Raw genomic sequence first — 12888 nt, 5'->3', positions numbered from 1 at the left:
CGGCTCGCTTGCCGCTCCGACAGCGTGACGAATACCACACTAGCTCTTTATCTGGGAAATAAGGCCGCGGCCACCGACAGGGCCACCCCGACAGACTGTCCAGCCCATCCGGGAGCAAAGCGGCTTGACCGCTAGCATAGATACAAGATGGATGTAACACGGTCCGCCGCGGAGCGCGTTTACCAGCACGCCAAAAACGCGATCCTCACCGGCCGCTACCCCGCCGGTGACCTGATCAGTGAGGGCGACATCGCCGCCGACGTCGGATTCTCCCGCACTCCCGTGCGCGAGGCTCTCCTGCGGTTGGAGACGGACGGACTCGTCCGGCTCTATCCCAAGCGTGGGGCGCTCATCGTGCCCGTGTCGCAACAAGAGATCGACGACGTCGTCGAGACCCGCCGCCTCATCGAGGGCTTCACCGCGCGCCGCGCCGCCGAGGCAGTCCCCGAAACCCGCCGCGAACTCGCCGAACGGCTCGATCACCACCTGACCACGATGCGCCGCGAAGCCGGCAGCGACCGCAGCGCATTCGTACTGGCCGATCGGGAGTTCCACCGGGCGGTCGTCACCGCGACCGGCAACCGCATCCTCAGCCAGCTCTACGAGTCGCTGCGTGACCGTCAACTCCGGATGATGCAGGAGAACGCCCGTACCGTGGCACGGCTACAGCACTACATCACCGAACACGCCGCGATCCTCGACGCTGTGCGCGCCGGTGCCCCCGACGCCGCCGACGCGGCCGTAAACGCTCACCTCGACACTGCCGCGGCGGCGATCGGGGCGCGCAGATGAGCGTCGACACCCCCTCGCCGGCCCCCGACGCCCAGCATCCCACTCGGCCGGCCGCGCGCAAAGCCGGCGGCGGCCTTCGTCCGTGGCTGGTCTGGGGTGTCGGCGTCGGCGCCTACTTCATGGCCATGCTGCACCGCAACAGCCTAGGGGTGGCGGCGCTGGCCGCTCAGGAGCGCTTCGACGTGGGGCCGGCCCTGCTGTCCACGCTGCCCATGCTCCAGCTCCTCGTCTACGTCGCGCTTCAGGTGCCCAGCGGGGTGCTGGCCGACCGGCTCGGGCCGCGCCGAACGCTGCTCATCGGGCTGGTGTCCATGACCGTGGGCGTGGGCATGTTCGCCTTGGCACCCACCATCCATGTGGCGCTGCTCGGCCGGCTGTGCATCGGCCTTGGCGACGCCCTCACCTTCCTCAATGTCATCCGGTTGGTCGCGCTGTGGTTTCCGCGTTCCCAGTACGCGCTCGTCAGCGCTCTCACCGGCGTCATGGGAGGGCTCGGCCAGCTTGCCAGCGTCGCGCCGCTGTCGGCCGCGCTGCGCGCCATGGGGTGGGCCCCGGCGTTCCTCGCCGCCGGGGGTGTTACCGCCCTCATGATCGGCCTCGTCGCGCTGGTCGTGCGCGACCGTCCCGCCGGGTCCGCCCCGCCGCCCGCCGAGGCGTCGCTGTCGGTGCTGGCGAGCATCCGCGAGGCGCTGCGCGCTCCGGGGCCGCGCGCCGGAATGGCCCACCACGCCGCCGCTATGGGGCCGTACACGATGCTCACAGTGCTGTGGGGCTACCCGTTCCTCGTCGAGGGGATGGGGATGTCCCCCGACACCGCCACTTTGTTGCTCACGGGATTGGGCTTGGCCACCTTGTGGATCTCGCCTGCGTTGGGAGCCGTCGTGGGGCGTTACCCGGGGGTCCGGCGGCCGTTCGCCACGGTGTTCGTCACCGTGTTCAGCCTTGGCTGGCTCGCCCTGGTGGCCTGGCCCGGCGGCCCGCCGGTCCCCTTCGTCGTCGCTGTGCTCGTCGCCAGCGCCACCGGCGGGGTCATCACTCCGGCCCTGTCGCTGGACTTCGCCCGTGACGGTATCCCGGCCCACCGCACCGGTGTGGCCTCGGCTCTGGTCAACGTGGCCGGCTTCACCACCACCGTCTTCGCCACGGTCAGTGCCGGCGTCATCTTGGAACTGCTGCCCGAACCCCATGGCGGCGCGGACTTCCAACTCGCCTTCGTGCCGTTAGCGGTCATGACCGCCTTTGCCGCGGTCACCCTGCTCGTGGTCTTGCGCCGCTACCCGTCGCGGCGCTGAGCTATGGCGGGCAGTCCGGCCTCGCAATTATCGTGACGGCCGCCGCAGTGGCGGTGACAGTCAGGCCCCGCTGTGCGATGCTGCTGAGCTTGCGAAGCAATGCACAGTAGGGGCGGGAGCGCAGGTAAGCCGGGTACCCGTGCCCGCACAGCGCGGTGCCGCAGCACCCCCGAAGCGACCCACGCGGCTTGTGTGGAAGCAGACGGGCCCCGGGATCTTTAGCCCCGGGAAGTCACAGGTGGGGGTCGTCGCGGTGTACAGGGTCCTCGCCACGTCGGCTGGGGCGGGACAGCATCATGAGCAGCGTCAACACGATGACGGCGCCGCCGGCGAGCATGAGGATGATGCCGATGGCGCCCATGTCGAGCCCCGATACCTCGGTGGTGATCCCGAATTTCAATATGGCACCGATGACGACGAGAAAGATGCCGAGCCCGATGCCCATTGCTACCTCCGCGACACGCTTGGGGGGACAGGTTCGATGACGTTTCTCTTACCCGCTGTACCCGTGCTCTACGAGTACATTTACCTTGCCGTGAGTCGGCAACGGCTTGGGGACGAACCTCCAACAGCCTAGTGTCCGCGGCTGCCGCCCGTCGCGCGAGGGACGGCGCGGCGGGCGGCCCCCAGGCGAGGGGGCGCCGCCGCGCCGCTGTGTCGGCTGACGTTTAGAACGCCGACTCTGGCAGGTCCATGAGGTCGAGGCTGGTGCGCTCGGCGATCGTCCGCTCCGTGGCGATTCGCGGGAGGACCTGGTCGGCGAAGAACCGGGCCGCCGCGACCTTGCCGGTGTAGAAGTCCCGGTCGGCTTCGTCGGCATCGTCGAGGCGGTTGAGTGCGACCTCGGCCTGCCGCAGCAACAGCCAGCCGAGGACAACGTCGCCCAACGCCAGCAGCAGCCGGGTGGTGTTGAGACCCACCCGGTAGAGTTCGCGCGGCTCCTCGGTCGACTTCATCGCGTGGCCCACCAGCAGCTCCACGATGGCCTTCGCCTCGCCGGCGGCCTCGCCCAGCAGGGCGCGCTCGTTCTTGAGCTGCCCGTTGCCCGCCTCGCTGGTGGCAAACGTCTCGATCTCGGCCATCAGCGTTGCGAACGCCTGACCGTTGTTCTTCACGATCTTGCGGAAGAACAGGTCCTGAGCCTGGATGGCCGTGGTGCCCTCGTAGAGCGTGTCGATCTTGGCGTCGCGGATGTACTGCTCGATCGGGTAGTCCTGTAGGTAGCCCGAGCCGCCCAAGGTCTGCAACGACTCGGCCAGCAGCGCGTAGGAGCGCTCTGAGCCCACCCCCTTGACGAGGGGCAGCAGCAGATCGTTCAGCGCATCGGTTTCGCTGTAGTCCTCGCCGTTGTGCTTGGCGATCTGGACGCTGTCCTGATGGGTTGCGGTGTAGATGACCAGGGCCCGCAGCGCCTCGGCGTAGGCCTTCTGCGTCATCAGGCTGCGCCGGACGTCGGGGTGGTGGGTGATCGTCACCCGGGGTGCGGTCTTGTCGCTCTGTTGGGTGAGGTCGGCGCCTTGCACGCGCTCCTTGGCGTACTCCAGCGCGTTGAGGTAACCGGTGGACAGCGTCGCGATGGCCTTGGTGCCCACCATCATCCGGGCGAACTCGATGATGAGGAACATCTGCCGGATGCCGTCGTGCTTGTCACCCACGAGGTAGCCCACAGCCGGGTGCTCGGCGCCGAAGGTCAACTCGCAGGTGGTCGAGGCCTTCAAGCCCATTTTGTGCTCAACGTTGGTCGCATAGACACCGTTGCGCTCGCCCAGCGACCCGTCGTCGTTGACGAGGTATTTCGGCACCAGGAACAGCGAGAGGCCCTTCGTCCCGGGGCGGGCTCCCTCGGGGCGGGCCAGTACCAGGTGGAAGATGTTCTCGGTCATGTCCTGCTCGGCCGAGGTGATGAAACGCTTCACCCCTTCGAGGTGCCAGGTGCCGTCGGGCTGCTCGACCGCCTTGGTGCGGCCGGCGCCGACGTCGGAGCCGGCGTCGGGCTCGGTAAGCACCATCGTGGCGCCCCAGTTGCGCTCGATGGCCATCCGGGCGAACTCGCGCTGCTGCTCGTTGCCCTCCTCCCAGAGGATGGCGGCGAAGCCGGGACCCCCGGAGTACATGTGTACGGCCGGGTTGGAGCCCAGGATTAGTTCGGCGGCAGCCCACACCAGCGATCGGGGAGCACCGATGCCACCCAGTTCCGGCGGGAGGTCGAGGTTGTACCAGCCGGCGTCCATGTAGGCATGGAACGAGCGCTTCAGGCTCTCCGGGATGGTCACGGACTTGGTTTGGGGGTCATAGACCGGGGGGTTGCGGTCGGCGTCCTCGAACGACTCGGCCACGACTCCTGTGGCGAGCCGGTTCACCTCGTCGAGAATCGTATGGGCCGTGTCCTCGTCCAGCTCTCCGAACGGGCCGCTTCCCAGCACGTTCTGGCGCTCGAATACCTCGAAGAGGTTGAACTTGAGGTCACGGAGGTTGCTCTTGTAATGCGTCATGGCGCGCTCCGCTTGGTCCTGGCCGCTGTGTGGTGCACACGCGATCTACTCTTTAGTAACCACCTTCATGTTACTACCCAGTAGGAGTCGCTCGCCAGTGGCACATCACACGCTCGTCCCGGCGTGTGGCGCGGTTGCGAACCGGGGGCGGTGCATGGGGATGGCCATCCAGGAGTGGCCATCGCGGCGAATCTACTTTTACATAATGTTTCTTTTTCGTGACTTAACGTAGTCACATGGGGGTGTGTCGCGCGACCCGCCACGGCGCCGCCGGGGCTCGACTGTGCCCCGGCACGGCCGCCCCATCGGAACCTAGTATGGAATTACCTGCTCAGGAAGCGTCCGAAGGCGAACCGAGGGGGTGTGTTGACCGTGTCCGACGCCCCTGCCGGTCCCGCGCTGCGCCCACCTTCCACCCAGGCGAGCGCCGTCGTCGGCCGCCGCCTGACCCAGGGGTTCCTCGATCTGCTGCTGTCGGCACTGCTGCCGTTGCTCATCCTGGCGATCGTGCCCACACTGCCCCTCGACGCCCCCTTCGTCACCGAAGGGCTGTTCATCACGCTGCTGCTGACCGCCCTGGCGCTGATGGTGCTCGCTCATGCGTGGTACTGGGTGGCGGCCCCCTCGCGCTGGGCACGGGGACAGACCACCGGCATGCGGCTGCTGGGCGTTCGGGTGGTCGCTACGGACGGCGGGCCGGTCACCGTCGGCCAACTCGCCCTACGCTGGCTGCTCCTCCCCGCTGACCTGCCCTTCGTGGGGTTGGTGAGCATGCTGGCGAGCACTCGACACCAGCGGCTGGGCGACCGCGTGGCCGGCACGCTCGTGATCCGCGACTGACCCTCCAGCCCCATGCCCTACCGGGGCCACCCGGTACGACGGGTAGCCCCAGCAATGTCGGACACCGCAGCGGTGAGCGGGATCAGCCGGCCGGGAGCGCGGCTCGGTCGCTCGCCGGGCGCACCGTCAATTGGTCCTTGGCCTCGTCGAGGTCGACCACGACCGTGTCCCCCTCCTGCAACTCGCCCGCCAGCAGCTTCTTGGCGAGCGGGTCGCCGATGGCCGCCTGCACCAGCCGGCGCAGCGGCCGGGCACCGTAGACCGGGTCGTAGCCCGTCAACGCCAGCCACTCCCGAGCCGCCGGGGTGACCTCCAGGCTCAGTTGGCGGTCGCCCAGCCGCCGCGTCAACTTCTCGACTTGCAGGTCGACGATTCGGGTCAGTTCGGTCGTCGACAGGGCGTCGAACATGATCACGTCGTCCAACCGGTTGAGGAACTCCGGCTTGAACGTGTTGCGTACGATCTGCATCACCTGGTCCTGGCGAGCAGTGTCGTCCAGTGACGGGTCCACCAGGAACTGCGAGCCCATGTTCGAGGTCAGGATCAGCAGCGTGTTGCGGAAGTCCACGTGACGCCCCTGCCCGTCGGTGAGCCGACCGTCGTCGAGCACTTGCAGCAGTGTGTCGAACACCTCGATGTGGGCCTTCTCCACCTCGTCGAGCAGCACCACCGTGTAGGGGCGGCGCCGCACCGCCTCGGTGAGCTGACCCCCCTCCTCGTAGCCGACATAACCGGGAGGCGCCCCGACCAGCCGGGCCACCGAGTGCTTCTCGGAGTACTCGCTCATGTCGATGCGCACGATGGCGCGCTCGTCGTCGAACAGGAACTCCGCCAGCGCCTTGGCCAGCTCGGTCTTACCCACGCCCGTGGGTCCCAGGAACATGAACGACCCGGTGGGCCGGTCGGGGTCGGAGATGCCGGTCCGGGCACGGCGCACCGCGTCCGACACGGCCCGCACCGCCTTCTCCTGGCCCACGAGCCGCTTGCCCAGCTCTTCTTCCATGCGCAGCAGCTTGGCGGTCTCGCCCTCCAGCATCCGCCCCACGGGGATACCTGTCCAGGAGGAGACCACATCGGCCACGTCGTCGGCGCCGACCTCCTCCTTGACCATGGTCTCCGTGTCCTGCTGGGGGGTGTCGCGCTCGGCAGCGGCCACCTCGGCCAACTGCTTCTCCAACTGCGGGATCTCGCCGTACATCAACCGCGAGGCCGCCTCGAAGTCCCCCTCGCGCTGGGCGCGCTCGGCCTGGGTGCGCAGCTCGTCGAGACGTTCCTTGAGCTCACCGACCCGGTTGAGGCCGGCCTTCTCCTGTTCCCAGCGCGCGATAAGCCCGTTGAGCTGCTCTTGACGGTCGGCGAGGTCGGCGCGGAGGCGTTCCCGCCGCTGCACACTGGCAGGGTCGGACTCCTTCTCCAGCGCCATCTCCTCCATCTTGAGCCGGTCGACGACGCGTTGCAGCTCGTCGATCTCCATCGGCCGGGAGTCGATCTCCATCCGCAGCCGCGACGCGGCCTCGTCGATGAGGTCGATCGCCTTGTCGGGCAGGAACCGCGCGGTGATGTAGCGATCCGACAGCGTCGCCGCGGCCACCAGCGCCTGGTCGGAGATCTGCACTTTGTGGTGGGCCTCGTAGCGGCTCTTGAGCCCGCGCAGGATCGCGATGGTGTCGGCCGCCGACGGTTCACCCACGTTGACCTGCTGGAATCGGCGCTCCAGCGCGGGGTCCTTCTCGATGCGCTCTCGGTACTCGTCGAGCGTGGTGGCGCCCACCATGCGCAGCTCGCCTCGGGCCAGCATCGGCTTGAGCATGTTCCCGGCGTCCATCGCGCCCTCGGCCGCGCCGGCGCCCACGACGGTGTGCAGCTCGTCGATGAAGGTGATGATCTGGCCGTCGCTCTCCTTGATCTCGTTGAGTACGGCCTTGAGGCGCTCCTCGAACTCCCCTCGGTACTTGGCGCCGGCCACCATGCCGGCCAGATCCAGGGCGATGAGTCGCTTGTCGCGCAGCGACTCGGGGACATCACCGGCGACGATGCGCTGGGCCAGCCCCTCCACGACGGCGGTCTTGCCCACGCCCGGCTCGCCGATGAGGACCGGGTTGTTCTTGGTGCGCCGCGACAGTACCTGCACGACCCGCCGGATCTCGGAGTCGCGCCCGATCACCGGGTCGAGCTGGCCCGAGCGGGCGTGTGCGGTGAGGTCGACCCCGTACTTCTCCAGGGCCTGGTAGGTGTCTTCGGGGTTTTCCGAAGTGACTTTGCTGTGGCCGCGCACCTGGGCGAACGCCTCCAGTAGGTTCTCGGGTGTGGCCCCGGCCTCGCGCAGCACGCGCCGCGCCTCGCCGCCGTCAGTGGCCAGCCCCACCAGCAGGTGCTCGGTCGAGACGTACTCGTCCTCCAACTGTTGGGCGCGCTGGCCCGCGGTGTTGAGGGAGACGATGAGTTGGCGGGAGCTGGCCGGCGCGTTGACTGTGCTGCCGGCCGCCTTGGGCAGGCCCTCGATAACCTCTTCGACAGCGCGGTTGAGGTCCTCGGGGTTGACCCCGACCTCCTTCAGCAGAGGGCGGGTGACCCCTTCGCTCTGTCCAAGCAGCGCGCTGAGCAGGTGGACCGGCTCGACCTGCGGGCTACCGTCGACGGTCGCCCGCCGCATCGCCGCCGACATCGCTTCCTGGCTCTTCTTCGTGAATTTGTAGTCCATGCTTGTCCGCCCCCTTGCTTACGCTATGTCGTTGTGGGTTCGTGGCCATGACGTCCCACCCCCAGTGCCTCGCACTGGGCTGCCATACCCCCACGAGGGCTACTCCTCTGGTGGCCGGGGCGTGAAGACGGTGACCCGCGTGTGCCGCAGCGGTAGCAGTTCGCTGCCGCTGGAGCTGCCCGGGTTGCGGCGCATGACCACGTTGCGCGCCGCCTCTAGTTCGTTGTGCAGGTGGAACAGGTGCTCTCGCAGCTCAGCCACCTCGCGTTGTAGCTCCAGTATCTGTTTGATGCCGGCCAGGTTGATGCCCTCTTCTTGGGACAGCCGCTGTACCTCGCGCAGCATCTGGATGTCGCGCATCGAGTAGCGCCGTCCCCGCCCGGGGGCCCTGCCGGGCGAGACCAGGCCGAGCCTGTCGTACTGCCGCAGCGTCTGTGGGTGCAGTCCGGAAAGCTCGGCAGCGACCGAGATAACATAGACCGGCGTGTTGTCGCCGAGGGCGGGGTTGTCCATCGCTACTACGCCCCTTTCGCCCGCGCCTCAAGGCCGCTCCGCGGGTTGTCGTCCGCGGTAGCGGCGCGGAACTTCTCCAGGGCCTCGCGCGCCTCGCTATTGAGGTTGCGGGGCACGGCGACCTCAACGGTCACCAGCAGGTCGCCGAAGGTGCCGTCGCGTCGCTGGGCGCCTTTGCCCCGCACGCGGAACGTGCGTCCGTTGGGGGTGCCGGGGGGAACCTTGACGGTGACCGGAAACCCGTTCAGCGTCGGGACCCGCACTTCGGCTCCCATCACGGCTTCGGGGAAGGTCACCGGAACGGTGATCGTGAGATTGTCGCCGGATCGGCCGAACAGGGCGTGCGAGGCCACGTGCACCACCACGAACAGATCGCCTGCGGGGCCACCGTGCTCGCCTGGAGCCCCCTTGCCTTTGAGTCGGATTCGCTGGCCGTCGCTCACGCCCGCGGGGATGCGCGCCTGAATGGTGCGGGTGCTCTTCCCGCGACCGCTTCCGTAGCACACAGGGCAGGGGTCGTCGACCACAAGGCCGCGCCCCTTGCACTCGCTGCACGGCTCCGACAGTGAGAAGCCACCCAGGTTGGTGCTCTCATGGCCGGTCCCGGAGCACTTCGGGCACACGCGCGGCGTCGTACCGGCCTTGGCGCCGGTGCCCTTACAGGTGCCGCAGGCCGACTCGCCCGTCAACTGGAACGATCGGGTTACACCTTCGACAGCTTCGGTGAATGTCAGATTGATTTCGGTCTCGATGTCGGCGCCCCGTCGCGCCTGCGACGTTGCACGCCCGCCACGCCCGAACAACCCTCCGAACAGGTCGCTGAGCCGCTCGCCGCCAGTACCACCGCCGGGCTGACCGAACAGGTCGCCCAGGTTGAAGTCGCCCGCGCCGCCGCCACCGCCGCCAGGCCGGTAGGTGCCGCCGAACAGGGAGCGCGCCTCGTCGTACTCCTTGCGGCGCGTCTCGTCGGAGAGAACGTTGTAGGCCTCTGAGATCTCTTTGAACTTCTTCTCGGCCTCGTCGTCGCCCTTGTTGGCGTCGGGGTGGTACTTGCGAGCGAGCTGGCGATAGGACTGCTTGATCTCGTCCTGCGTGGCCGTCTTCGAGACACCGAGGACCTTGTAGTAGTCCTTCTCCAGGTAGTCCTTTGTGCTCATCGACGTTTTGCCTTCTCCCGCTCTCGCGCGCGTGTGGTGAGTGTGGCGCCGGCCCCCGGCGGTGGGCGCCCCGAGCGCCCCATGGCGCTCGGGGCGGTCGTGAATCGCTACTTCTGCTGCTCGTCAGTGTCGGTACCGGTCGCACCGCTGTCGGCGTGGCCGGGCTCGGAGGCTTCGTCGGTGACGTCGGCGTCCACCGTCTCCACCTCGCTCGCGATCTCGGCTTCCTCCTCCGCGGGCCCTGCCACGACCACCCGGGCCGGGCGCAGAACGCGCTCACCGATGAGGTACCCCGGTTGGAACACCTCCACGACGGTCGGAACACTCACATCCGCGGACGGGATCATCGTCAGCGCCTCGTGTACGTTCGGGTCGAACTCGTCGCCTTGCTCGCCGTACTTCTTCATGCCGAGCTTGGTGACGAGCGACTCCAGCGCCTCGCCCACCGACTTGAATCCGCCGGTCAGTTCGTTGTGCTCACGAGCCCGTCCGATGTCGTCGATGATCGGCAGGAGCTCGCCCACGACCTGGGCGAGCGCCTGCTCCCGAGTGGCCGCGCGGTCGCGCTCTACCCGCTTGCGGTAGTTGGCGTACTCCGCCTGTAGCCGTTTCAGGTCAGCGGTGCGTTCCTCAAGCTGAGTGCGCAGCGTCGCGACCTCTGCATGGTCGGCCGCGGTGTCGGCGGTGTCCACCCCCTCTGCCGGCTCCGGCTCGGGAAACCCCGTGTCGGCCGCTTCGGGCTCCTCCGGTACACGCAGCTCGCCGGTCTCGGGATCGATGCGCCGTTTGTCGCGAATCACTGGTCCCTGTGCCTCATGGCCGTTTTCGTTGTCCGGCAGCGCCATTGGCTGCGCCTCCTCTTTCAGCCTCGCGTGACTCAGGCGTTGCCGTCGCGCTTGTCCTCGTCGACGATCTCGGCGTCGACGACATCGTCGTCACTGGTCTGCGAGCTGTCCGCTCCCTGCGCGGAGGCGTCGGCGCCTTCCTGGCCCTGGCTGTAGATCGCGGAGCCGATCTTCTGGCTGGCCAGCGCCACCTTCTCGCTTGCCGAGCGGATGGCGTCGGTGTCGGTGCCTTCCAGCGCGGCCTTGAGTTCGCCGATGGCCTCCTCGGTCTCGGACTTCGCGTCCGCCGGGATCTTGTCCTCGTTGTCCTTGATGACCTTCTCCGTCTGGTACACGAGGGACTCGGCGTTGTTGCGGACCTCGGCCTCCTCGCGGCGCTTGCGGTCCTCCTCGGCGTACTCCTCGGCTTCGCGGACCATCTTGTCGATGTCCTCCTTGGGCAGTGCCGAGCCGCCCGAGATGGTCACCGACTGCTCCTTGCCCGTACCCAGGTCCTTCGCGGTCACACTGACGATGCCGTTGGCGTCGATGTCGAAGGTGACCTCGATCTGGGGAACGCCGCGCGGGGCCGGGGGAAGACCGCTGAGGTCGAACACACCCAGCTTCTTGTTGTCCTGCACCATCTGGCGCTCGCCCTGGTAGACCTGGATCTGCACCGAGGGCTGGTTGTCGTCGGCGGTGGTGAAGATCTCCGAGCGCTTGGTCGGGATCGTCGTGTTGCGCTCGATGAGCTTGCTGAACACACCACCCTTGGTCTCGATGCCCAGCGACAGCGGGGTGACGTCGAGCAGCAGGACGTCCTTGACCTCGCCCTTGAGCACGCCGGCTTGCAGTGCGGCACCAATGGCCACGACCTCGTCGGGGTTGACGCCCTTGTTGGGCTCCTTGCCGCCGGTGAGTTCCTTGACCAGGTCGACCACGGCGGGCATCCGGGTGGAGCCGCCGACCAGCACCACGTGGTTGATCTTGTCGATCGTGATGTTGGCGTCCTTCATCACCTGGTGGAACGGCGCCTTGGTGCGGTCTAGCAGGTCGGAGGTGAGTCGCTGGAACTCCGCGCGGGTCAGCTTCTCGTCCAGGTGGAGCGGCCCCTCGGAGGAAGCCGTGATGTAGGGCAGGTTGATGGCCGACTCGCTGGAGCTGGACAGCTCGATCTTGGCCTTCTCCGCTGCCTCGCGCAGCCGTTGCAGCGCCATCTTGTCCTTGGACAGGTCGACGCCGTTGCTGTTCTTGAAGCGCTCGACGAGCCAGTCCACGATGGCCTGGTCCCAGTCGTCACCACCGAGGTGGTTGTCACCGTTGGTAGCCCGGACTTCCACGACACCGTCGCCGACTTCGAGCAGCGAGACGTCGAAGGTACCGCCGCCGAGGTCGTAGACCAGAATGGTGGCCTCGTCCTCCTTCTCCAGGTGGTAGGCCAGCGCGGCGGAGGTGGGCTCGTTGATGATGCGCAGGACGTTAAGGCCCGCGATCTGTCCGGCCTCCTTGGTGGCCTGGCGCTGGGAGTCGCTGAAGTAGGCCGGGACCGTGATGACGGCGTCAGTGACCTCCTCACCGAGGTATGCCTCGGCGTCACGCTTCAGCTTCTGTAGCACGAACGCGCTGATCTGCTGCGGGTTGAAGGTCTTGTCGTCGATCTCGGTCTTCCAGTCGGTGCCCATGTGGCGCTTGACCGACCGGATTGTCCGGTCGACGTTGGTGACCGCCTGTCGTTTGGCCACCTCGCCGACGAGCACTTCACCGTTCTTCGCGAAGGCGACGACGGACGGGGTGGTCCGGGCGCCTTCCGCGTTGGCGATAACCGTGGGCTCGCCGCCCTCCAGGACCGAGACGACCGAGTTCGTCGTTCCCAGGTCGATACCGACCGCACGTGCCATGAGTACGTCCTCCGTAGATTGAGTCTTACGGACTCAATATTGCTTCAGGTCTTCTTCGCTGTCAAATCACTTGAGTCGAGAGTACTCAAGGTCTCTCGTCCCTAGGGCCAACACTGTCACGGCGGTGCTTGTTCCCTGCTCGTGCGTGTCGCAGTGCATGGTTTCGCGAAGCCGGGGAGGAGTCCGGGTGATCCCTGGCATCCCGGTGGGGCTGTCTCGGGGGCGAGGGTCGGCGGCGCGCTCCTGCTCGGCGGGGTGGCCGGTGGGGTGGGGGAGCGGTGATACAAACCGTCCAGTCGGTATCCTGGTGGAATGGAGGGGTGGGGCAGGCGCGTGTCCGTGCGCGGCGCTGGGGTCATCCCCGTGTGTTGCCTGGTGG

10 protein-coding genes are annotated in these 12888 nt (G+C 67.5%); 3 read left to right on the top strand and 7 right to left on the bottom strand.

Going from position 1 to position 12888, the window contains the following annotated elements; translation table 11 throughout:
• Positions 1 to 147: 147 nt before the first annotated feature.
• Together ABD848_RS04515 and ABD848_RS04510 are read left to right on the top strand one after the other, a co-directional pair.
• Positions 148 to 792: a GntR family transcriptional regulator gene (locus ABD848_RS04515; protein WP_344967603.1), complete on the top strand. Its 645-nt coding sequence runs from the start codon at positions 148 to 150 to the stop codon at positions 790 to 792.
• On the top strand, positions 789 to 2084 hold the full coding sequence (locus ABD848_RS04510; RefSeq protein WP_344967601.1) for an MFS transporter: 1296 nt from the start codon (positions 789 to 791) through the stop codon (positions 2082 to 2084). Before ABD848_RS04515 ends, ABD848_RS04510 begins: the two co-directional genes overlap by 4 nt.
• A gap of 232 nt (positions 2085 to 2316) precedes the next feature.
• Here ABD848_RS04510 and ABD848_RS04505 read toward each other — a convergent pair whose 3' ends face one another.
• Positions 2317 to 2529: a DUF6458 family protein gene (locus ABD848_RS04505; protein ID WP_344967599.1), complete on the bottom strand. Its 213-nt coding sequence runs from the start codon at positions 2527 to 2529 to the stop codon at positions 2317 to 2319.
• Positions 2530 to 2752: 223 nt separating this feature from the next.
• Positions 2753 to 4576: an acyl-CoA dehydrogenase gene (locus ABD848_RS04500; protein WP_344967597.1), complete on the bottom strand. Its 1824-nt coding sequence runs from the start codon at positions 4574 to 4576 to the stop codon at positions 2753 to 2755.
• 372 nt (positions 4577 to 4948) lie between these two features.
• On the opposite strand from ABD848_RS04500, the gene ABD848_RS04495 reads away from it, so the two are divergent.
• Positions 4949 to 5416 (top strand): RDD family protein, encoded by a 468-nt coding sequence (locus ABD848_RS04495; protein WP_344967595.1) that lies wholly within the window; start codon positions 4949 to 4951, stop codon positions 5414 to 5416.
• Positions 5417 to 5498: 82 nt separating this feature from the next.
• On the opposite strand, the gene clpB is transcribed toward ABD848_RS04495, so the two are convergent.
• The 5 genes from clpB to dnaK form a co-directional block, all read right to left on the bottom strand.
• The gene (gene clpB, locus ABD848_RS04490; RefSeq protein ID WP_344967593.1) at positions 5499 to 8117 is read right to left on the bottom strand and encodes an ATP-dependent chaperone ClpB; all 2619 of its coding nucleotides are present in this window, start codon (positions 8115 to 8117) and stop codon (positions 5499 to 5501) included.
• A 99-nt stretch (positions 8118 to 8216) separates the two neighbouring features.
• A complete protein-coding gene (locus ABD848_RS04485; protein ID WP_344967591.1) occupies positions 8217 to 8630 on the bottom strand; it encodes a heat shock protein transcriptional repressor HspR in 414 nt (137 codons plus the stop codon).
• A 5-nt stretch (positions 8631 to 8635) separates the two neighbouring features.
• A complete protein-coding gene (gene dnaJ, locus ABD848_RS04480) occupies positions 8636 to 9787 on the bottom strand; it encodes a molecular chaperone DnaJ (RefSeq protein WP_344967589.1) in 1152 nt (383 codons plus the stop codon).
• A gap of 107 nt (positions 9788 to 9894) precedes the next feature.
• On the bottom strand, positions 9895 to 10632 hold the full coding sequence (grpE, locus tag ABD848_RS04475) for a nucleotide exchange factor GrpE (protein ID WP_344967587.1): 738 nt from the start codon (positions 10630 to 10632) through the stop codon (positions 9895 to 9897).
• 32 nt (positions 10633 to 10664) lie between these two features.
• Positions 10665 to 12509 (bottom strand): molecular chaperone DnaK, encoded by a 1845-nt coding sequence (gene dnaK, locus ABD848_RS04470; RefSeq protein WP_344967585.1) that lies wholly within the window; start codon positions 12507 to 12509, stop codon positions 10665 to 10667.
• Positions 12510 to 12888 lie beyond the last annotated feature (379 nt).

Origin of the sequence: Salinactinospora qingdaonensis (assembly GCF_039539445.1) — a bacterium.
In the GTDB taxonomy this organism is placed as follows: domain Bacteria; phylum Actinomycetota; class Actinomycetes; order Streptosporangiales; family Streptosporangiaceae; genus Salinactinospora; species Salinactinospora qingdaonensis.
The sequence above is the reverse complement of the archived record's forward strand: the minus strand, read 5'-3'. Positions and strand labels throughout refer to the sequence as shown.

Coding starts and splice junctions, on each gene's coding strand:
- ABD848_RS04515 (WP_344967603.1), top strand. CDS start 148: ATGGATGTAACACGGTCCGCCGCGGAGCGCGTTTACCAGCACGCCAAA.
- ABD848_RS04510 (WP_344967601.1), top strand. CDS start 789: ATGAGCGTCGACACCCCCTCGCCGGCCCCCGACGCCCAGCATCCCACT.
- ABD848_RS04505 (WP_344967599.1), bottom strand. CDS start 2,529: ATGGGCATCGGGCTCGGCATCTTTCTCGTCGTCATCGGTGCCATATTG.
- ABD848_RS04500 (WP_344967597.1), bottom strand. CDS start 4,576: ATGACGCATTACAAGAGCAACCTCCGTGACCTCAAGTTCAACCTCTTC.
- clpB (WP_344967593.1), bottom strand. CDS start 8,117: ATGGACTACAAATTCACGAAGAAGAGCCAGGAAGCGATGTCGGCGGCG.
- ABD848_RS04485 (WP_344967591.1), bottom strand. CDS start 8,630: ATGGACAACCCCGCCCTCGGCGACAACACGCCGGTCTATGTTATCTCG.
- dnaJ (WP_344967589.1), bottom strand. CDS start 9,787: ATGAGCACAAAGGACTACCTGGAGAAGGACTACTACAAGGTCCTCGGT.
- grpE (WP_344967587.1), bottom strand. CDS start 10,632: ATGGCGCTGCCGGACAACGAAAACGGCCATGAGGCACAGGGACCAGTG.
- dnaK (WP_344967585.1), bottom strand. CDS start 12,509: ATGGCACGTGCGGTCGGTATCGACCTGGGAACGACGAACTCGGTCGTC.